Here is a 20,535-nt window from a genome sequence, read left to right as displayed (position 1 = left end):
GTTCATGGCTCTGGTTCATACCTCTTAGCTCAGGCTCAGGAATAGGGTTGACCTTTGGCGGTTTTACAAGCACTTTAAACGAGTGTTTATAATCATGACGTAGAAGGAGTCTCTATGGATAAGGCCAAGTATGATCAAGGGTTAGCCATTAGGCGCGAGGTGATGGGCGATAGTTTTGTCGACAGGGCGCTGTCGTCGGCCAGCGATTTTACCCAGCCCCTGCAGGAGCTGGTGACCCGCAACGCCTGGGGCGAGGTGTGGGCCAGAGAGGGACTCGACAGACGCACCCGCAGCCTGATCACCATAGCGACCCTGGCCGCACTCAAGGCCTCCACCGAACTCAAGGGCCATGTGCGCGGCGCGCTACGTAACGGCTGCACCGTCGAAGAGATCCAGGAGGTGCTGCTGCATTCCACCGTCTACTGCGGCATGCCAGCTGGGGTTGAGGCGTTTCGCGCCGCCAATGAGGTGATTTCGGAGTGGCAGGAAGGGGAGTAGGGATTGGCAATCCCTTTATTTGCTCAGGTAGCTTTTGACGGTATGTTCATCTGTTGAGTGGGTTTGAATGTCAAACCTTCACTGTGATCTATCACCTGCGGTGGGCTTATGTGCAGATACTGCTGTGACACGCTGTGCGCCATCCATGGCCGCTCTGCGGTTTCATCCCTGAAACCGAAGGTCACAGCCGTATCTACACTTGGTATTTAACGTTTCTTCGATTGGAGCTAATCCGGACAAGTGGGCTCAAGCCACTATTCTTGTTAGTAAAACTCTTTAATTAAATGTGACATGACATGTTGAATGCCAGCTAGAAGATAGATTAAAGTATCACCAATTAAGGACAGAGCTAGGCCAACTCGAATCAAACATCGACTACGCCATTCAGGGAATGAAAAAGCCAACCACATGCGCCAATCAGCTCCTTTAGAAGATTACTCTGACCCCACTTATTTACATGCTTGGTCTCCTACCTTGCAAGGTCTCACTAATAAGTTGTTAGGTGTTCCATGAGTATTGATTATCAAATTGAGCTAGATGAAGAATTAGACAAGTTTAATGTATGGTGTTCCAATAAGCAGGAGAATATAGGTTATCTGAATTATTGGTTAAGAGATGACTATTTAGAAATTGCTGATTTATTATTAGACGAAGACCATAGGCAACTTGGTATAGGGTCGGAATTAATAAAACTGACTATTGAGTTAGCTAAATCTAAAGAATTAAAAAAAGTAATTCTAAGTACAGCGGCTAATGATATTCCTGTTCATAATTTTTATCGTAAAAATGGTTTCAAATTTGTAATTGAAAAGCCTTCAGGTGCAGTATTTGAGCTGGTAATAACAAACACCTGACAAGCAATTCAACAGGACAAATTCTGTTTGGATTTTGTCACTGCGTTCCAAAATTATAGCCAAACACAATTTGCCCGTTAATTGGGCGTTGGGTAACTAAGGAGAGTTCATGGAAGCGTCTGTTGTTGCTGCATGGTGGGGAGCTATTATCGCTTCAGTTGTACTTTTATGGGATATTTTTAAGTGGTTCAGTGAAGGTGCTCGTATATTAGTTTCTGCTGTTCCAAATATGCAAATGCTTAATTCTTTAAAAGGTAAACTCGATGATGATAAAATGATTTTCGTCGAGGTTGTTAATATTGGTGATTTACCTACCACCATTACACATCTCACTATTTACCAATATTCTTCGTTTTGGGACAAACTTAGAAATAAAAGATCTAATCAAAGTGTTATACCTATGCAAGGCACTGGTAGTGAACTTCCTTATTTTCTTGGGCCTGGTGCTCGTTGGGTAGGTAGAATTGACCAATCAGATGTCATTGATAAGTTTGGTAAAGGTAAAGTCTTTTACTGTGGCGTATATCATACGTTTAGTAAAAAGCCAGTTGCATCGATAGTAGATTTGTCTAAATCCGTTACCTAACAAGGCGTTTAAAAAATTGGGCACCGTAATGCTTGCTCGGTTCCGCTTCGCTTCACATTTTAGCAAGCATTACTAAGCCGTTTAACGCGGCGTTAGGGCAACCAAGGAGTAAGATTATGCCATCAAAAGAAAGTGTTCAGGAAATTCTAAAAGCTCAAGGATTTACACTTGACAGTACCAGTGGATTTGGTGACGCCTATAAGCTTGATCTTGGTAACGGCTGGCAAGTATCAGCTTATTGTTCATTCGAAGGCAATCCCTTTGCTGGCGACGTTGATAAAGATACATACGAAGATATTGATGTACATCTCTATGACATGATTGGCACTAGCCACATATGCACTACCGATAAGAAGCTCGAAGAAAAACTTCCAGATATAATAAGAAGCTTGAGGGCGAACTCAGATGATGATGAAATTTTAAAATGTCCAAAATGTAAAATTCGATATGTAAACCCAAAAACTCCAAGCGAAGGCCAGAAGTGGAAGCCGTTCTTATCTTGCAGTGGCATGCAAATAGTGGGGCGGGGGCAAAATAAAGGGGTACTGTGTGACGGGATATCAAAAAAACTACCGGCAGTAGTCAAATACTAATGATCCTAACAAACCGCTTAAATTCGTTCCGGCCACAAAAAGCGTGGCCTCCACCGGACTCGCTTGCGCTCGCCGTTTAGCGGGGCGTTAATAGGGGGCGAGTTTGAGCTTTGGCTTGGGCTCGCCTTGTTTGTTTTAGCTTTTCATAGCTAGAAGCTGTGTTAGCCGTTGACGGCTATGATCGACGGGCGCTGTTCCATCTTGGTGAGCCAGGCGGTGAGGTGGGGCTGGTCGTCGCTTGGGGTGATCTCCAGGTGTTTTATGAAGCTCATCATCACGTAGGCGGTGATGTCGGCGATGGAGAAATTCTGGCCGGCGACAAAGGGCTGCTGGCCAAGTTGTTTCTCTAGTGTGGGCAGAAACTCTATCACTCGCTGGCGGGACTCTTGGCCCCAGGCCTCGACGCAGCGCTCTCTGTCTTCATACACCTTGGTGATGTTTCTAAAGGCCTGGAAGGCGACGAACAGGCCTTGCAGCTCGCAGATCCGCTGCCACATCTCAACCTGAGCCTTCTCCAGCGGCGTGTCGCCAAACAGCGAGTGTGCTGAAGTAATAATCTCGTCGAAATAGCGGCAGATGGCCACAGATTCACACAGGGTCTGGCCGTCGTCGAGTTCGAGCACCGGGATGCGGCCGTTGACGCTGATGGCCTTAAACTCATCACTCAGATTGTCACCGGCGCGCAGGTTGAGGCTCTCACGCTCAAGACCTAGCTCTTGTTCGTTTAGGCCGAGTTCCTTAAGGAAGATATTGACGCGTCTGGCGCTGGGGGTCATGGCTAATTCGTAGAGTTTCATCTATCCCTCTCTGACTCTTGTGGAAGTTGTTGTGGTGGCCTCAGTTGAAGGTTTTTTCTTTAACTGAACGCTCGTTTAGAATAGAATCTAATTCATAACTGAACGTTCGGTCAAGAAACTTGTTGCGAATACTTTTGACTAATATTGAGCAAAATCATCTATGGCGAGAAGTTGTAATTTTGATAGGCAGGAGAAGCTGGTAGAGGCGATGGAGCTCTTCTGGCAGAAAGGCTATGCCGACACCTCGGTGGCGGATCTGGTGGATCACCTTAAGATTAACCGCTTTAGTCTGTATAACAGCTTCGGTGACAAGCTGAGCCTGTATCGTGAGGCGCTGGCCTACTACTTCGATAACCATGCTATGCCCAATCTCACGCCCCTGTTTGCCGAGACGGCTGGCTTAGATGAGTTGGTGACTTATCTGGAGGAGTTTATCGTCAGGCAGTCTAACCAGCCCTTCGGCTGCTTCTTGCAAAATGCCGTGCTGGAAAAATACCTAAGCGATGAGGTGGTGCAGGGGATCTGTACTCGCCTGTTTGACGAGCTGCATCAGACCTTCGAGCGGGTGCTGCAAGGGGCGCAGCAGCGCGGTGAGTTGTCGGCAGGTGTCCAATGTACGCAGCTGGCAAGCTTTCTGGTGATGCAGATGCAGGGAATACGTGTGCTGGGCAAGGCGAGACAGCAGGCGCGTATCGCTCAGGCCCGTGAGGTGCTTATGGGTTATCTTAAATCGCTAGCTGTGAGTGGCTAGCTAAAGTTGCTCGCTAACTAGTTTGCTTAAGGCACTCGAATCAAGGCCTTACTAATGCTTTATCTCTGACGCTTCTAGTGCCTGTCGCCTAAAGGACGACAGGCTTTTTGGGTTTCGTTACGGCTATTTGGCGCCCTTGATCAGAGGGATGCCGTTGGTGCCAACCGGAATGTAGACGGTAGTGTGATTCGGCGAGTCCGCCATCTTCAGCTGGGCGTTAATCGCCTCGTGCTGCAGGTAGTTGGGGGTCAGGGTCTCGTTGATGATCTTCTGCGCCTGGGCGATACCCTTGGCCTCTTCGATGCGGATCTCCGCATCCTTCTGGGCGATCTCCTTCTGGGTCTCCTTCTCCGACAACAGCTGCTGGGCGGCCAGTTTCTTTTCTACCGCGATGGCGACTATGTCGGGATAGTTGATATTACCCACGATCACATTGTTGAGCTGGAAAGGCGAAGTCTTAAGGTAGTCCTTGAGCTTGACCGACACCGCCTGGGCGATCTCCGAGCGGTTCTCCTTGAGCGCCACGCTGTCGTAGCGCTGCACTTCGTCGCGCACATAGGTGCGGAAGGTCTCGCGCACGAAACGCACATACCAGTTCTCGGCGCCATATTTTTCTACCACCTCTTTCACCGTGCCCGACTTGATGGCAATCACCGCATGAAAGTTGAAGCTGATGTTGAGATCGTCCTTGGCGAGGATCTTAAAGTTTTCCGTGTAGGTGTTGGGACGCATATCGATGTTGATCACCTCGTTGCGCCACAGGGAGACCCCATAGTTGCTGGGGCCTATGAGGGTGCCGCGATAACCACCCGCGCCGAAGATGCGCGGCTTCTCAAACACATAGCCCTCTTCCCCTGCCGGGGTGTTGGGGTTGGTGCAGCCCGTTAGGCCGCCCGCAAGGGGCAGTACCACCACAAGCGGTGCGATAAATTTAAGGCGATTGAACATGTTCAGGCGCTGGCTCAGACGTGAGTTTAGCGGCTTGTTTTGTCTACGATTAAACATCAAAAATCCTTTTTAATAATCAAGATCCAGGGCGAAACAGAGGTAGCCCATGAGTTTGTTGACCTGGTTAAACTGTTCGGCGCACCAGGTATCGAAATCCTTGGTAAACAGCTGCTGAGTGTCGAGCGGTTTGATGGCGATAAAGTCTTTACGCTTGAGCTCGTCTAACATGGGGTGATGCTTGTCATAGCCCTTGGGCGGACGCTGCAGACTGTCACCCTCCATGGCAAATCCGGCGGCGCTGAGCTGCTTGAGCGCCTGTTTGTAGGCGTTGGGGTTATCGTCGATGCAGCTGCGGATCTGGCTCAGCGCCTTGCTGTCTGGATGCCAGATCCCGGCGCCGAGAAAGCAGCCGTCGTTGGCGATATGCAGGTAGAGCCCGGGAGCGTGCACATCTTTGCCCTGAAAATGGCGAAACTGAATGCCCACGTTGACCTTGTAGGGAGTCTTATCGCTGCTGAATCGGGCATCGCGCTGGGGGCGCATCAGGCTGCCGCCGACCTTCTTGGGCACGGCCGTGAGGCGCGGCGAGAGCTGCTGGATATGGGGCGCCATGGCGCCGATAAAGTTAAGCGCCGGGGTGCGAACCTTGGCCTCATACTCGGCCTGGTGGGCCTTGAACCAGTCACGCTCGTTGTTGCTGGCCAACTTGGCGAGAAACTCGAGACAGTCCGGGCTGAAAAGCGCTTCCTTGGTGGCAGATGTGGTCATAATCTATCCGCTAAGTCCTAATTACAATCAATGTCTTGTTAAATTAACATAAGAGATCCCTGGAGTGTTAATGCCGCTTGCTAAGGGATAAGGTCACTCGTTATAAAGCGCGATAGCTATGCTATAGTGCTCGCAGCCATGATTGACTGTGATGACAGGAAGAAGAGATGAAGATTTGGGTCGATGCCGATGCCTGCCCAGGCGTGATTAAAGATATACTGTTTCGCGCCGCCGAACGCGCCGAGATTGCCGTGACCTTAGTGGCCAACCACGCCATGCGGATCCCGCCATCGCGTTTTATTCAGCTGGTGACTGTCTCCTCTGGGTTTGACGTGGCCGACAATGAGATAGTGCGGCGCGCGGCGCCTGGCGATCTGGTGATCACCGCCGATATTCCACTGGCCTCAGAGGTGATCGATAAGGGCGCCCTGGCGCTGAACCCCAGAGGCGAGCTGTATACCGAGCATAACATCAAGTCTATTCTCAACATGCGCGACTTTATGGACACCATGCGTGCCAGCGGCGTGCAGACCGGCGGCCCGGCGGCCATAGGCCAGAGCGAGAAGCAGGCCTTCGGCAATCAGCTGGATCGCCTGATCACTAAGTATCATAAGCGTTAAGCAGCTTAAGCTATTTAGCTCTAGTTTAAGCTGTCGTCCGTCAATTAATGAGCGCCTATTCGGCGCTTTTTTTATGCTCGAAAGTTAGTGCTTGCTGACGCCAAAGTGCCTCTCCGATTGGGAAATAGCTTGCAGGGCTGTGTGGCGAACTTCACATAACCACTTGATTCCGATTTTGTTTACCTTGCGCTCGCTGGCGAAATCGATTAACGTAAAACAAAAGTTTGGTATGCAAACATTTGTTTGTCGCTTTTTATTTGCTTGCTATAGCTTTGCATAGCCAGACACTACCCATGCACACATTACCTATTGCTTAGTGAGATCGCCTAAATGACGGAACGTGAATTAGAAATCTTAGCACTACTCAAGCAAGACCCTTTGATCCCTCAGCAGGAGCTGGCCGACCGTTTAGGGATCAGCCGCTCCGCCGTGGCGGGGCATATCATGAATCTCACCAACAAGGGAGTGATTCGTGGCAAGGGCTATATCCTGGCCGAAGCCAAGTATGCCATGGTGATTGGCGGTGCCAACATGGATATTCTCGGTCGTCCGGCGTCTAGCCTGCGGGTGGGGGATTCCAACCCGGGGAGCGTCAGCTGTAGCCCCGGCGGGGTGGGGCGTAACATCGCCGAGAACCTGGCCCGTTTGGGCTCGGATACCCGCCTGATGACCGCCGTGGGCAAAGATGCCTACGGCCAGCAGATCGTCGAGCACTGTCAGCGCGCCGGCATCGACATGAAGCCCAGCCTGCAGCTAAGCGATGGCGTGACCTCCACTTACCTCTCTGTGCTCGACGGCGACAGCGACATGCATGTGGCGATCAATGACATGGCGATTCTGGAGCGTCTCGGGGTCGAGCAGCTCAAGAGTCAACAGGAGATGCTCAAGCGCGCCAGCCTGGCGATTATCGATGCCAACCTGTCCGAGGCGGCCTTGGCCTATCTGCTGAGCAACTTCGCCGACATCCCGCTGTTTGTCGATACCGTCTCCTGCGCCAAGGCAGAGAAGATTAAGCCCTATCTAGGCGCCGTGCATACCCTCAAGCCGAACCTTAAAGAGGCCGAGCAGCTCTCTGGGATCTCCATCGCCAACTATGGTGAGCTGCCAGTGCTGGCGAACTGGTTCCACGAGCAGGGGGTTAAGCGCGTCTTCCTGAGCCTGGGCATCGACGGTGTCTTCTACAGCGACGGTGAGGAGCAGGCCCATATTCCGGCCATTCCGGTGGAGATGGTCAACGCCAACGGCGCCGGCGATGCCTTCCTGGCGGGCCTGGCCCACGGCTTTATGCAAGGCTGGTCGACCCGTCAGTCGACCGAGTTTGCCATGGCGGCGGCGGTTGTCGCCCTGTCGGATCTGGCAACGATCAACCCAAACATGTCTGAAATATCAGTTAACCGAGTTATCAAGGAGTCTCTATGTTAGCGCAGTACCTAGATATCAACCCAGAAGTGAAAGCGGCATTGGAAGCCGGTCGTCCCGTGGTGGCACTGGAGTCGACCATCATCTCTCACGGTATGCCTTACCCGCAAAACGTCGAGACCGCCCTCAAGGTGGAGCAGATCATTCGTGATAACGGCGCGGTTCCTGCCACCATCGCCATCCTCAAGGGACGCCTCAAGGTGGGCATGACTCATGATGAGATCGAGTATCTGGGTAAGGCGGGTCAGGCGGTGATCAAGACCAGCCGCCGCGACATCCCCTTTATCGTGGCTAAGCAGGCCGATGGCGCGACCACGGTTGCGTCGACCATGATTTTGGCGGCGATGGCAGGCATCAAGGTGTTTGCTACCGGCGGTATCGGCGGCGTGCATCGCGGTGCCCAGCAGACCTTCGATATCTCTGCCGACCTGCAGGAGCTGGCTAATACCGATGTGGCCGTGGTCTGCGCCGGTGCCAAGTCGATTCTGGATATCGGCCTGACCCTGGAATACTTAGAGACCCAAGGGGTGCCGGTCGTCGGTTATGAAACTGAGACGCTTCCCGCCTTCTACACCCGTGAGAGCGACTTCGGCGTCGACTATCGTCTGGACACCCCTAAGCAGGTGGCCGATGCGATGACGGCCAAGTGGCAGATGGGCCTCAAGGGCGGTGTGGTGGTTGCTAATCCTATTCCTGCCGAGTATGCCCTGGATAAGGCGATGATCGACCAGGTGATTAAAGATGCGGTGGCCGAGATGGACGCCAAGGGGATCTCTGGTAAGGCCTCTACGCCTTTCTTGTTGGCCAAGGTGGCCGAGAAGACAGAGGGCAGCAGCCTGGCGGCCAACATCCAGCTGGTGTTTAACAACGCCAAGCTGGCGGCGCAGATCGCCTGCGAGTACAGCCGTTAATTGCTAGCTATCGGTATTAAAAAGAGCGCTGCGGCGCTCTTTTTTTGTGGGTTTACGGCGGGGGATCTTGAGATGACTCTAATTCGTGAGCAGTTTAGCAAGTGAGCAGTTCATCGCGGATCAGCCGTAGCAGATAGGTCTCGCGCTCGATAGACAATCCCTTCTTCTCGCTATGGGCCATGGTGTGCTCGTTGTGGGCGATCGCCTCATGAATCTCTATCCAGACAGGGTGCATGCCGTTTTGTAGCTCATGGCTCTCAAGCTTAGTATCGCCCAGCTCCTCACCAATTTCGCAGACGAAGCAGTAAGACTCCATCTGCACAAAATCGAATTCGGGTTTATACCAGGGGCGAAACTCCTGGTAGCGGCCGAACTCGCTCAATATCTCAATAGTGTGGGCGCCGGTTTCCTCTTCCAGTTCCCTAAGCAGTGCCTGACGAATATCTTCGCCCTCATCCACGCCGCCACCGGGAACACTGTAGTCGTGATATCGCGCCGTGTAGAGCATCAATATTTGGCTGCCCCTGAGCACTATGGCCCGCGCCGCGCGGCGGATGAAGCCCTGTCCGGCTACCTCCTCTGGCGTGGCGGCATTAAGGTCGGGATGGATAGTGGATTTCAGCAGGCGCATAAGTTGACTCACTTGAAGATGAAAAAGGAATGCCAAAGATAACAGGCTAGGCGCTAAGCAAGTCCAGCTGCGCCTGATAATCTGAGATGGCGCGCTCGAGCAGCGGTTTCTGCTCTTGCTTACTGCCTCTGACCACCTGATGATAGTGTTTCAGCAGACGCCTTAGGTAGGCCTGCTGCAACTCAAACGGCGCCTGTGACCAGAGGCTGTCGCCAATCGCCGTGATGGGACGCTCGCCCCGGCGCGCCACATGCAAAAGCTCGTAGCAGCGCTTGTTCTCGCTGATGAGTCTCTCATCGACCAGATTGAGCGCCATGGCACTTAGCCTGTCTCTGAGCTGATAGGTGTGGTGCACGGGGCAGAGGAGAAACTCTATGTTTTGCCCCAGAGCGTCGGCGCAGGCTTGAATCGCACTCACCAGCTCGCCGGTCAGCTCGCCGCCGACCCCTGCGATGATCACCAGCTGCGGCGTCTCGCTCGGAAAGTCCGCCAGCGGTAGCTTGGTCACATCCATGCAGTGCACCCGCCATTGAGGGCTGCTGACATCTTGATTTAGTGGGAAGAAGCGCTCGAGTTTGCCCTGCAGGGTCTGCATTATGCCAGGCACGATATCGACAAAATGCAGGGTGCCGGCCACCCGTTTGTTAAGCAGGGCGGCGCCGAGCAGGCCGTGATCGCAGCAGCAGTCCCAGATATGGGCGTAGTGGCCATCGACCATGGCCTGCAGGTGAGAGAGGCGTTGACTGAGTTTCAAAGGGGAGGCTCGTCACCGGGAACGGCGCTTGTAGCGACATTGCCGGTGTTTAATGGGTTACTTGATCTAGGGGGTCAAAAGTTAAAGCAGATCGATTTCCAGCTCGATATCCGTACAACCCTTCTTACAAAACACGCCGTAATGGCCTGTCTGCGCCTTCTCGGTGGGCACGATCAGCTGCAGTGGTTGTTTACATTTTTGGCAATCGACTCTGTTGCCCTTAAATAGCCGCTTGATCAGATTCTTCTGCTCGTTAAAGGAGGCGGCCGTGCTCTTGTTGATGGCCGAGAAGTCTACTGCTTGGTTTGCTGGCGTGGCGTTGTCTGTCATCGTCAATGTCGTCAATAGTGGCAAATGAGGCCCTAGTATACCAGCCTTGGCGCGTTGCAACAGCGCTTTTACCAGCCGACAAGCCGGGATCTGTATTGCAAAGCGTCTTGTCTGGTAGCGCGATAAGCCAGCCAGCGAATTTCACTCCCGAATAAAATGTACGCTCGTGCAACATATGTTTATTTTTTGTTAACATCTTGTTGCTTTCGAGTTGGTGTGATAGCTTGTGCCTTGTTGTGTGGTAGTAAATGCCAAATCAGGTCGCAATTGAAGAGAGATATACCGCGGCATTTGCTATTCAGGGAAGTTCTAATAAAAAGACTCTTAACAAAATAAATATAATGGAGAGACCTCTATGAAGTTAACTAAGTTGGCAAGTGCAGTAATGGCATTAAGTGTTGGCCTATCAACTCAGGCATTTGCCGATGATGATCGTTACATCATCCAGGTAGACAATGGCAGTAAGGGTGTCGTTAAGGCACTGGCTAAGCAGTTAGGCGCACAGATCCATGTCGATGGTGAAGGCTTTATCGCTGCAACCTTTGCGGGCAAAGATTTGGCCCAGGTCAAGGGACTGTTAAACAACCCACACGTTAAATTAGTCGAGGCGGACCAGCGTCGTCATCTGATGAGCTTTAGCGATGATGCGGGCAACCCAATGACGCAGCAGGTAACACCTTACGCTGTGTATCAATCACAGGCTAACCAGCTGACTTTCAACGCCGCAGCCGGCATGAAGGTGTGTATCATCGACTCGGGTCTGGACGCGTCTAACCCAGATTTCGAATGGAACAAGATCACTGGTGACAACGATTCGGGTACAGGTAGCTGGAACGTCAACGGCGGCCCACACGGTACTCACGTTGCCGGTACTATCGGTGCAGCCGATAACAACGTTGGTGTGATCGGTATGGCGCCTGGCGTCGACATGCACATCATCAAGGTATTCAACGCTGAAGGATGGGGTTACTCATCTGATCTGGCCCACGCCACTAACCTGTGTAGCGCGGCCGGTGCCAACATCATCAGCATGAGCTTAGGTGGCGGCGGAGCTAACTCTACCGAATCTAACGCTTTCCAAGCCTTCGTCGATGCAGGCGGTCTGGTGGTTGCCGCAGCGGGTAACGATGGCAACAACGTACGTTCATACCCAGCAGGTTACCCATCGGTCATGATGGTGGGCGCGAACGATGCAAACAACAACATCGCCGATTTCTCTCAGTTCCCATCTTGTACTTCGGGTCGTGGTCCTAAGGCGACTTCAGACGAGACTATCTGTGTGGAAGTGACTGCCGGTGGTGTGGACACACTATCAACTTACCCAGCAGGCATGGCGACTGCGTCTAACCTGAGTGCAGACGGCGCTTCATTTGCCAGCAGCGCGATGGAAAACTCAGGCACAGTTTCAGGCAACACCTATTACATGGGCACTGCCGAAGCGACAGATGCTGGCGCTAACGGTAACATCTGTGTGATCGACCGCGGCGTGATCTCTTTCCACGACAAGGTCGCTAACTGTGAAAACTCGGGTGGTGTCGGTGCGATCATCATCAACAACGAGCCTGGCATGCTGTACGGCACTCTAGGTGACACCAACACTACCTCTATCCCAGCAGTAGGCACTGCACAGGAAGATCGTGCGGCGCTGCTAGCGGCGAGCACTGCAACTGTAGATATCGGTACTGCCGACTACGGCTTCATGAGCGGTACTTCTATGGCGACGCCTGCGGTATCTGGTATTGCGGCGCTGGTTTGGTCTAACCACAACCAGTGTACAGGTAGCGAGATCCGTGCTGCGCTGAAAGCGACTGCCATGGACAGCGGTGCACCGGGTAAAGATGAGTACTTCGGTTACGGTATCGTTCAGGCTGCGGCTGCCGATGCTTACCTGAACGCTAACGGCTGTGCCGGTGGCGACAATGGTGGTGGAGACAATGGTGGCGGAAACACTGGTGGTGATTTCACTCTGTCGGCCAACGGCTACAAGAACAAGGGCGTTAAGACAGTGGATCTGACCTTCTCTGGTGCCGCTGGTGCAAACGTAGATGTTTACCGTGATGGCAGCAAGCTTGCGACCACTTCGGCGAGCAGCACCTACACTGACACCATCAACACTAAGGGTGGCGGAACTTACGTGTATAAGGCTTGTGACGAAGGTACTTCTACCTGTACTGCCGAGCAGACAGTGATCTTCTAAACAACTCCCTGAGTAACACTAAAAACGCAGCCTAGGCTGCGTTTTTTTATGGTTAATTCTTTAGCAATAGATGGGCACAATTAAAGGGAGCAATAAACAGTCCGTAAATGACTTCGTGATGCCCTGAGTGTAAGGGCCTAACTGTTAGCCTTGCTCAAATCTCTTTGCTCAGTTTTCTCTGTAGGTCTTGCTTTACTATCTCTAAGGCCGCCAGCGCCACATCTGGCTCAATCTCATGACTCTCCAGAAGATAAATAAGGTCTACGGCGAGTTTTATTTCGTCACTCGCGTAATCAAGAGCCGTCTTAGCTGTAGATGAGTTATCTGGTGCTTGTGTCATATTCTTCCCTCAAATGCCTGCTGTCGATTCTCACATAGGGCGCCAATGGGAACAAGTTGCTTAGGATGTCCCTTGTATGCATCTATGTGTGGCTGAATAAAAAAACAGGCCATAAATGGCCTGTTTTAGGGTGATGAACCTACGGGGGTTAGTAGGTATATTTGGCTTCTAAGAAGACGTAACCACCATTAAAGCCAAATGGCGTATTGGTTAATGGATAGACGAAGATGCCATTGAAGTTATTGCTGTCCGGACGCTTCTCCGGGTAGACATCGAACAGGTTTTGCGCCCCGGCAGTAAAGCTTAGCGCCTCAGTTGCCGCGTATTGCACCGACATATCCATTACCCATTGGTCGCTGTAAGTGACATCGCCTGAGGAATAACCCACTGTGTAATCGCCAAAGTAGCTTAGACGAACGTTGGTCTTGAAATCACCTAGCCTATGGGTGAGTCCCAGGTTGCCTGTGTTGTTTGGCGTGGCCGCGGTCATACGAGTTTGTTCGATACGATCGAAGAGCTCTTTACCTACGCCGTCTAACACCTGCGGGAAATGAATGTCTTGAATTTCCGTTTTGTTATAGGCATAGGCCAGGTTGGCTTGCAGATCGCCCCAAGCGCCGATATCAAAATCCTGGCTTATCACCAGATCAACCCCTCGGGTACGGGTATCGACGGCGTTGATGAAGAAGCGTGCCGATTCGGCGTTGGTGCCGGCAAGGGCCTCAGCGACCGCAGGTGAATCATCCGGCGTGACTGAGCTCGACAAGATGATTCGGTCATCGATAGAGATCTGATAGGCGTCCAAGGTCAGTGCCAGGCCCGCATCATTGCGATAGACCAGACCTAGACTGAAAGACTGTGATAACTCTGGCTCTAGTTCATTGATCCCTAGCCCTTTTGTTACGGGTGACAGGGTGTTGAAGGTGCCCGATTCTGTCGGTACCAACTGACCCGTGACAGGATCAGGGTTAAACAGGGTAGAGATGTTGCTGAAGTACAGCTGCTGCACGCTTGGCGCTCTAAAGCCTGTGTTGATGGTACCGCGCAGGGCCAGGTTGTCGGTAAAGTCATAGCGGCCCGCTAGCTTCCAGCTGGTGTTGTCGCCGAAGTCTGAATAATTTTCGTAACGCAGCGCCGCCGCCCAGTAAAAGTCATCGGTTAACTGGTTTTCAAGCTCGACATAAACGCCTGTGTTATCTCGGGTCTCGTCGACTTCAGATTCTGGGGTAAAGCCCGAGAAGCCCTGGCTGCCGGCGGCGCGATTATCGAAACCGCCATTGATGTAGGAAGCACTCTCGCCCGCTTCAATTTGGTAGCCATTCTTGCGCCATGATACACCCGCGGCAAAGAGGATCTCTGAGTCGTTTGCAAAGTTAAAATAGCGCGACGCATCGATATTCAAGTTGGTTTCACGGGTCGACAAGGTGCCGGCATCAAATTCGGTCGGGCTATCGGGGCCCATAGATGCGTTTAATGAGTTAACAATGTTGTAGTTAAATGAGTTTTCGCCATGGCCTGCGGAGGTATCGATATTCCATTCACCCAGGGTGAACTCATAACCTAGCACTAACGAGGTGTCGATTATTTCAGGGTTGATCTGGGGTAAGAAACCGTCGGGATAAACTTCGGTTAAGTTACGCTTATCCAGGGCTCTGCGGTAGAAGGCGCCTGATTTAGTTTCGCGTTTGCTCACGCCACCGAAAGCGTATAGCTCGCCGTTGTCTGAGATGGCCTTGGCGGCGTTGATGAACAGGCCTAGGTTGTCGTATTCGGCGTCGCCAACTTGATGGCTCTTGCGATTAAAGGTGGCTTCGCGAGGATCCGGTGAGCCATCGGCTAACTGCGGATACTGCTGGCGAGGATCTAGCCCAGCGCGGTTAGTGCTGTCTTTATGGTGTGCCTCGAGTGAGACATTAACGAAGCCATCGTCACCCAGGGCGATGCCATGGTTGGCACCCAAGCGCCACTGTTCGCCGTCACCCGCGTAGGTTTGGCCAGCTTGTGCGGATAGGCTACCACCTTGCTCATTGTCTTTTAGCACCACGTTGATGACGCCGGCAATCGCATCGGAGCCATATTGCGCCGACGCACCGTCACGCAGGATCTCGATACGCTTGATTGCCGTCATCGGAATGGCGTTCAGGTCGACGTTAGATGAGCCTTTACCTACTGTGCCACTCAGATGGACCAGTGCCGAGCCGTGACGACGCTTGCCGTTGACCAAGACTAAGGTGTGATCCGGCGATAGGCCGCGCAGGCTCGCCGGGCGCACCGCATCTGAGCCATCGGTTACCGATGAGAATGGAAAGCTGTAGCTGGGTGCGGCAAATTGCAGTGCCTTAGCCGTTTCTGTCATCCCCGTCGATTCGAGCTGCTCTGCGGTAATAATGTCCACCGGTGCCACGCTGTCTGTGGCAGTACGTAGTGCGATACGTGAACCTATGATCTCGATTTTTTCGAAGCTGGCTTGTTGATCTAAGGTCGCTTGTTGATCTTCAGCGTGGACGCCAGGAAGGATGAGTGCAGATGACACTGCTAATGCGGAAACAGCTAAGCGCATAAGGCCTCTTAATAATTGGTATGTAAAACAATAATGAGAAGCGCGGGATAATATCACTGTAACAATTGTTACATTTAGAAGGATATGTACTAACTCAGTGCAGACGGTTCTATTGAGTACTCGCGATAGCGTATCGAAGGAGCATTTTATCTCGCCTAACGCCCTCCTGTGAGCTTGATGATGTTTGCAGAATGGGTCTTTGTAGTCGTGAGGGGGAGAGCGCCCTTATCCAGGCCTGATGATTAATGTCGCGGCCAGAAGATAAGATCAGGTTAAAGTGCATTAGCCATGAAAAACGACGGCTGCTTTGGGTAAGCAGCCGTCGTGGAGAAGACTCATCTTGATGGCCAGATAGCCAGGCTGATTGGTCTATTCAGGAGAGCAGCTAGTCACTGTCAGCGGCGCACTGCGATGCTCCTCGGCATCTGCGACAAAACACTCATCACCGCTTATCCATAGCTGGACTATCTTCGGCAGCTCAAAGTTGCGGCCCATCAACAGTTGACCATTAGGATCCCTATGGGGATTGCGCTCAAGCGCCAATCGACTGTTTCGGGTGAACGCGTCGGCGGCTAAGGTCACCTTCTCCATCTGTAACAGCTTGGCGATGGCGTTTTCCAATTCAGCCAGACTCTCTGCACTCGGCTCGCTGACTATTGCAGGCACAGGATTCGGCAAAGTAGCGTCTTGTGCCTGTAGTGAGCAGCCTAGGAGCGTTAACGGCATGACGCCGAGCATGATACGAACTATGCGTTTCATCATAAATCCTACTTAGGCTGAGTCAGAATCCGGTTATTAAACAGCAGGTTTTGATTGCGGGTATCTTGCAGCACATAACCCGCATCAACAAACTGAGGTTTCGCCTGAGTACGGGATGCCTTTGCCACCTGAGCCGGGCAGCTGTTGTTGTCACGGTAGTAGAGCGCCGCAGCCAGCTGGCCTTCATCTTGGTCGCCTAAGGCATGATTGAAGTCGTCTGCTACGTCACAGCCTGGCACTTCGCTTTGTAGCGTTGGGTTGCTGCTGGGGACGAAACCATCTGAGTAGTCGCCGAAGCCCTTGTCGTTTTCACCCTTGAACTGAATGGTGAAGTAGGTGGTGGCGCAGTTTGGCGTTGGGTAGAAGCCATAGGGCTTACCACAGGTGGTGCCGCCAATCTGGATCACCTCGACATCGATACCGCGCAGGCTGTTGATCAACGCCTCACTGGCGGAACAGGTGTCGTCAGTGGTGAGCACGAATACTCGTGACAGGTTAAGGCTTGGCAGGCTCTGTCCACCACCCAACAGGCTTGGATTAAAGCCAATGGTTTCATCGATGAAAGGCATAGGCGTTAAGGTCTGGCCCGTGACAGGATCTTTGGTGGGGTACTTGTCGTTAAAGGTGCTGCGCTCGAAGATACGATTTTGCGTCGCTTGCTGTCCGGCAATCATGTAGCCCAGCTGGCTCGCCATGGCCAGTAAGCCGCCGCCGTTGTAGCGCAGATCCAGTACCAGATCGTCTACCTTGGCATTGGCCAGCGTGGCGATGGCATCATAGAGGCCGCGCTCTGCCGTAGCGATATGGGAGTTAAATTGGAAGTAACCCACGTTACCCGAAGGGCTGGCGAGCACCTTGGTATTCTGCACTGGGGTAGAGACTACGGTTTGCGCGGTAAGAACCACGTCACGGGTCTGGCTGGCGCCAAGATCTAGGATAGTGAAGCGTGTCTCCTGGCCGTCGTCGCTGGGGAAGAGGCCGTTATTCAGGGTATTGATCGAGGCCATGTCGTTGGCATCTTTCACGCTCACGCCATCTATGCTGACGATGACGGCGCCGCGGGCGATATTGGCGCTGGTGGCCGGTGAGCTAGGCTCTGTGTAGGTCACGGTAACCTTTCTGTCTGCGGTGCTGCTGGCCTGCTGGAGATGGAAGCTCATGCCATAGCCGACCGAGGCGCCCGATTGATTGAGCTGTTCCCATTCGCTGGTGGGCATAGAGAAGTGGAACTGATCTTTAGGGTTGCCAGTGGCCGACAGGTTTTCGGTTTTCAGTAGGCTGAAATATTCTAAGACCTGGTAAGGCGCCGGATCCCTATCTATGATCTCGCTGTACCAAAGGTAGGTGTCGTTACTCCAAGAACGTAACCACAGTTTTTCCTTGAGACCCGCATCGCATTGGTTGGCCAATTGTGCATAGGGAGTAAATTCTCCCTCGACCCATTTCACCGTGCTGCCCGTGCCTATGGAGCCGCCGCTGCCAGAGGTATCGCTACCACTGCCACCGCCGCTACAGCCAGTGAGCAAGAGGCCTGATGCGATCAGGCTTGTAAACAGAGCATTTGAGATTGACTTCATAAATAATCCTTTATTATTAAACTCTTGTGTTTGGTGACGTTGCAATTGTTAACGGGTCTCATGCCGGAAAACATGGGTGTAACAATTTCTTGACCATCTTAGCTAAGAATTGCATGCAGGTATAGCCTAAGTCGCGGACGCTCTTGTGTTTTCCTACTCGTTTTCACACCAGTTTGTAGCCGATTGCATCGAGAAGGTGGCCTTAACGGGGCGAGGATTCAGATAAACCGACGATAAGCCAGCAGAAATGCTCGAATATGCAGGCATTGGGATCGGTTCTAATTTGCCTGCGCTTTTCTCGCTTGCACCCATTTAACTGCACCTTATAGCCAGCAGCCAACTGCCAACTGCCAACTGCCAACTGTCATGCTTTTGCTGGCAATGAGCCGCCTGAGGGAGTGATTGCGCACAACCACACCAATTAGGCATTAAGATACGAGGAAATTGAGTTGCAATATCAATGGGCTATGATTAAATGAATCTTGGCAGCTATTGGCCACTTTGCCCCTTGTTAACAAGTTGAATCCATGATGAATGATTACCTGCTCGACCTTATCGCCGTGACCTGCTTCTTTAGCTGCTGGATAGGTTACGCTCGCTTCGCCCGCAAGAAGGCCAAGAACACCCACTGTATCGCCCGTTGCCTGCATCAGCATCGTATTCATTGGATGTATCAGCTGCTAGGACGCGAGGTGAGGGTGGCGGAGGCGGCGCTGCTGGCTAACCTTGAGCGAAACATCACCTTCTTTGCCAGCACCACTATGCTGGTGCTTGCCGGGGTATTGACCCTGTTTGCCCAGGTCGAGCGGTTGGAGGCGGTGATCGCCTCTATCCCCATGACGGCGCCGCCGGTTCACATGCTGATCCAGTTCAAGCTTGGCATATTGACGCTGATCTTCGTGATGGCCTTCTTTCAGTTTACCTGGTCGATGCGCCAATATGGTTTTCTCAACGTCATGGTGGGGGCGACCCCGGTCGATAAGAGTGGTCAAGATGAGCAGCTAAAGGCCTATGCGCTGCAGATGGCGATAGTGCAGGACAGGGCGGCCCACGCCTATAACTATGGCCTGCGCTCCTACTATTTTTCGATGGCTGTGCTGGGCTGGTTCTTCCATCCGCTGCTGTTTATCGTCTCTAGCCTGGTGGTGGTCTATACCCTGTATCGCCGCGAGTTTAAGTCCAGGGCGGTGCAGGCGATCACCCAGGGAATGTTAATCCTCGATGAACGCGAGCAGACAAAAGAGACTAAGACTGTCTAGCGCTAAATAGAACTAGAGCAACTGACTACCCAGAGCCCAAGATTGCCCTGAGCAACTAGCTGCCCAGCGCCGCTGTTAGCCGAGCACTAATTTCCGATAAGGTTAAAGCGTCTTAGGATTAGTGGTCTCTAAAAATTAGTGGCTTATGAGAATACGAGAGCAAGCAGCAGGGTGTCTTTGGGTCAGGGGGGCGAAGTGTAATCTTTAGGTATCACTTGTTATCTATTTGTTGCTCATTGTTTTTGTTAATGTTTTATTGCTTGGCTTTTATGAAGTTTTTATTGCACTTTTCCTAAACTATGGCGTATCGTTAGCGCCGCTAGGAGAGCGCAGGATATTTATTCTCATAAATATCATAAATTTACAATGGATTGTGTAAAACACCTTTCTATTTTTTGTCTTTTATTCTCCTAGCTTCATAAATATAAGGGAATACATTGATGAAAAAATCAGTAACAGCCGTTGCCATTCTTCTTGGTCTTAGCAGCATGAGCGCCATCGCTGCCCAGGACAATGCCTTTCAACACGAAGCCGGTTTGAACTATAAGTCTAACTCTGAAGAGTTTGGCGATGGTATCTGGAACGCGAACTACCGCTACTATGTGACGCCAGTGGATCAGAAAAGCAGCCCATATGCTTTAAATGGCTTCCTGGCGCAAAGCTCTAACCTGGGTGCTTATTACAGCAACTTCGACGATGCCGACCTGGACTCTTACGGTATCGATGGTACTTATGTATTCGCCTCTAAGTGGTTTGTTGGCGTGAACTATAACAAGCACGACTATGCTAACTTTGACTTCGACACCTATGGCGCAGAAGTGGGTTACTACTTCAACGACTCTTCAGCTGTGTCTGTCTTCTATGCCGATGGTGATGAAGGCGTGGAAGAGAGCTATGGTGTGAAGGTTCGCAGCTATATCGCGCTACAATCTACTGCCGGTGTGGATCTGCAGGCTAACTGGACTCACAGCGACAGCGACGACATGATCAATCTGGGTGCAGACTGGTATGTGAACAATTCTTGGTCTGTGGGTCTGGGTTACACCAACACCGACGATGATGATGCATTCGACGTGAGAACCGCGTACTGGCTACGTATTTCTGACAACGTCTCGGCTAACTTCGAATTGGCTCGCGTATTGGATTCAGATTTCGACGGTGTCAACATAGGTCTTGGCGTAGTCGGTCGTTTCTAAGATTTCTGTCAGACAAATGTTTGAGACTCAACGTCTATTACTTGATGTCTCTTATCTAATGTCTCTGACCTAATGTTTCTGACTAAGTGTCTCTGCTTTAAAATCTTGTTTTCAAGGTGAGAGACATAGTGAGTAACAAAGGCCTGCTAGCGCCCTGGCTTGGCAGGCCTTTTTCTTATCTTCTTTC

21 protein-coding genes are annotated in these 20,535 nt (G+C 51.9%); 11 read left to right on the top strand and 10 right to left on the bottom strand.

The features are described 5' to 3' along the window. Positions 1 to 114: 114 nt before the first annotated feature. The 4 genes from pcaC (at position 115) to SHEW_RS14115 (ending at position 2,531) form a co-directional block, all read left to right on the top strand. Positions 115 to 498: a 4-carboxymuconolactone decarboxylase gene (pcaC, locus tag SHEW_RS14130; RefSeq protein WP_011866531.1), complete on the top strand. Its 384-nt coding sequence runs from the start codon at positions 115 to 117 to the stop codon at positions 496 to 498. Positions 499 to 1,007: 509 nt separating this feature from the next. Then, complete coding sequence (locus SHEW_RS14125) at positions 1,008 to 1,352, top strand: GNAT family N-acetyltransferase (RefSeq protein ID WP_011866530.1); 345 nt, start codon at positions 1,008 to 1,010, stop codon at positions 1,350 to 1,352. Between the two features lie 109 nt (positions 1,353 to 1,461). Further along, entirely contained in the window at positions 1,462 to 1,938 is a 477-nt protein-coding gene (locus tag SHEW_RS14120; RefSeq protein ID WP_011866529.1) for a hypothetical protein, read from the top strand. 116 nt (positions 1,939 to 2,054) lie between these two features. Continuing rightward, the gene (locus SHEW_RS14115; protein WP_041406679.1) at positions 2,055 to 2,531 is read left to right on the top strand and encodes a hypothetical protein; all 477 of its coding nucleotides are present in this window, start codon (positions 2,055 to 2,057) and stop codon (positions 2,529 to 2,531) included. A 161-nt stretch (positions 2,532 to 2,692) separates the two neighbouring features. Here the strand turns inward: SHEW_RS14115 and SHEW_RS14110 are convergent, their stop codons facing one another. After that, a complete protein-coding gene (locus SHEW_RS14110) occupies positions 2,693 to 3,328 on the bottom strand; it encodes a glutathione S-transferase (RefSeq protein ID WP_011866527.1) in 636 nt (211 codons plus the stop codon). A gap of 160 nt (positions 3,329 to 3,488) precedes the next feature. Here SHEW_RS14110 and SHEW_RS14105 point away from each other — a divergent pair, with 160 nt between their 5' ends. Further along, complete coding sequence (locus SHEW_RS14105) at positions 3,489 to 4,079, top strand: TetR/AcrR family transcriptional regulator (RefSeq protein WP_011866526.1); 591 nt, start codon at positions 3,489 to 3,491, stop codon at positions 4,077 to 4,079. 123 nt (positions 4,080 to 4,202) lie between these two features. Here the strand turns inward: SHEW_RS14105 and SHEW_RS14100 are convergent, their stop codons facing one another. Both SHEW_RS14100 and SHEW_RS14095 read right to left on the bottom strand, forming a co-directional pair. Then, positions 4,203 to 5,027 (bottom strand): SPFH domain-containing protein, encoded by an 825-nt coding sequence (locus SHEW_RS14100; protein ID WP_049766584.1) that lies wholly within the window; start codon positions 5,025 to 5,027, stop codon positions 4,203 to 4,205. 69 nt (positions 5,028 to 5,096) lie between these two features. Beyond that, on the bottom strand, positions 5,097 to 5,795 hold the full coding sequence (locus tag SHEW_RS14095; RefSeq protein WP_011866524.1) for a DUF2461 domain-containing protein: 699 nt from the start codon (positions 5,793 to 5,795) through the stop codon (positions 5,097 to 5,099). Between the two features lie 167 nt (positions 5,796 to 5,962). Between SHEW_RS14095 and SHEW_RS14090 the strand changes: the two genes are divergently transcribed. The 3 genes from SHEW_RS14090 to SHEW_RS14080 all read left to right on the top strand — a co-directional run bounded on the left by SHEW_RS14090 (position 5,963) and on the right by SHEW_RS14080 (position 8,745). Further along, positions 5,963 to 6,415 (top strand): YaiI/YqxD family protein, encoded by a 453-nt coding sequence (locus tag SHEW_RS14090; protein ID WP_011866523.1) that lies wholly within the window; start codon positions 5,963 to 5,965, stop codon positions 6,413 to 6,415. 330 nt (positions 6,416 to 6,745) lie between these two features. Continuing rightward, a complete protein-coding gene (locus SHEW_RS14085; protein WP_011866522.1) occupies positions 6,746 to 7,837 on the top strand; it encodes a PfkB family carbohydrate kinase in 1,092 nt (363 codons plus the stop codon). Continuing rightward, entirely contained in the window at positions 7,831 to 8,745 is a 915-nt protein-coding gene (locus SHEW_RS14080) for a pseudouridine-5'-phosphate glycosidase (RefSeq protein ID WP_011866521.1), read from the top strand. Before SHEW_RS14085 ends, SHEW_RS14080 begins: the two co-directional genes overlap by 7 nt. A gap of 94 nt (positions 8,746 to 8,839) precedes the next feature. On the opposite strand, the gene SHEW_RS14075 is transcribed toward SHEW_RS14080, so the two are convergent. The 3 genes from SHEW_RS14075 to SHEW_RS14065 all read right to left on the bottom strand — a co-directional run bounded on the left by SHEW_RS14075 (position 8,840) and on the right by SHEW_RS14065 (position 10,460). Continuing rightward, positions 8,840 to 9,376, bottom strand: coding sequence for an NUDIX domain-containing protein (locus SHEW_RS14075; protein ID WP_011866520.1), 537 nt, complete (start codon positions 9,374 to 9,376; stop codon positions 8,840 to 8,842). A 46-nt stretch (positions 9,377 to 9,422) separates the two neighbouring features. Continuing rightward, complete coding sequence (locus SHEW_RS14070) at positions 9,423 to 10,130, bottom strand: tRNA (adenine(22)-N(1))-methyltransferase (RefSeq protein ID WP_011866519.1); 708 nt, start codon at positions 10,128 to 10,130, stop codon at positions 9,423 to 9,425. Between the two features lie 81 nt (positions 10,131 to 10,211). Next, positions 10,212 to 10,460, bottom strand: a complete 249-nt coding sequence (locus SHEW_RS14065) for a hypothetical protein (protein WP_041406678.1) — start codon at positions 10,458 to 10,460, stop codon at positions 10,212 to 10,214. 355 nt (positions 10,461 to 10,815) lie between these two features. Here SHEW_RS14065 and SHEW_RS14060 point away from each other — a divergent pair, with 355 nt between their 5' ends. Next, positions 10,816 to 12,657 carry a S8 family serine peptidase gene (locus SHEW_RS14060; protein ID WP_011866517.1) on the top strand — a complete coding sequence of 614 codons (1,842 nt, stop codon included), beginning with the start codon at positions 10,816 to 10,818 and terminating at the stop codon, positions 12,655 to 12,657. Positions 12,658 to 12,811: 154 nt separating this feature from the next. Here the strand turns inward: SHEW_RS14060 and rsmS are convergent, their stop codons facing one another. The 4 genes from rsmS to SHEW_RS14040 all read right to left on the bottom strand — a co-directional run bounded on the left by rsmS (position 12,812) and on the right by SHEW_RS14040 (position 17,893). After that, positions 12,812 to 12,997: a pleiotropic regulatory protein RsmS gene (gene rsmS / locus SHEW_RS14055; RefSeq protein WP_011866516.1), complete on the bottom strand. Its 186-nt coding sequence runs from the start codon at positions 12,995 to 12,997 to the stop codon at positions 12,812 to 12,814. Between the two features lie 148 nt (positions 12,998 to 13,145). Beyond that, the gene (locus SHEW_RS14050) at positions 13,146 to 15,557 is read right to left on the bottom strand and encodes a TonB-dependent receptor plug domain-containing protein (RefSeq protein ID WP_011866515.1); all 2,412 of its coding nucleotides are present in this window, start codon (positions 15,555 to 15,557) and stop codon (positions 13,146 to 13,148) included. A gap of 369 nt (positions 15,558 to 15,926) precedes the next feature. Further along, positions 15,927 to 16,319: a hypothetical protein gene (locus SHEW_RS14045; RefSeq protein ID WP_223294720.1), complete on the bottom strand. Its 393-nt coding sequence runs from the start codon at positions 16,317 to 16,319 to the stop codon at positions 15,927 to 15,929. 5 nt (positions 16,320 to 16,324) lie between these two features. After that, positions 16,325 to 17,893 (bottom strand): S41 family peptidase, encoded by a 1,569-nt coding sequence (locus tag SHEW_RS14040; RefSeq protein WP_011866513.1) that lies wholly within the window; start codon positions 17,891 to 17,893, stop codon positions 16,325 to 16,327. Positions 17,894 to 18,423: 530 nt separating this feature from the next. Here SHEW_RS14040 and SHEW_RS14035 point away from each other — a divergent pair. Both SHEW_RS14035 and SHEW_RS14030 read left to right on the top strand, forming a co-directional pair. Then, entirely contained in the window at positions 18,424 to 19,152 is a 729-nt protein-coding gene (locus tag SHEW_RS14035; RefSeq protein ID WP_041407352.1) for a DUF599 domain-containing protein, read from the top strand. Positions 19,153 to 19,592: 440 nt separating this feature from the next. Then, positions 19,593 to 20,348: a putative porin gene (locus SHEW_RS14030; RefSeq protein ID WP_011866511.1), complete on the top strand. Its 756-nt coding sequence runs from the start codon at positions 19,593 to 19,595 to the stop codon at positions 20,346 to 20,348. Positions 20,349 to 20,535: the final 187 nt, after the last annotated feature.

Origin of the sequence: Shewanella loihica PV-4 (assembly GCF_000016065.1) — a bacterium.
GTDB lineage: Bacteria > Pseudomonadota > Gammaproteobacteria > Enterobacterales > Shewanellaceae > Shewanella > Shewanella loihica.
The sequence above is the reverse complement of the archived record's forward strand: the minus strand, read 5'-3'. Positions and strand labels throughout refer to the sequence as shown.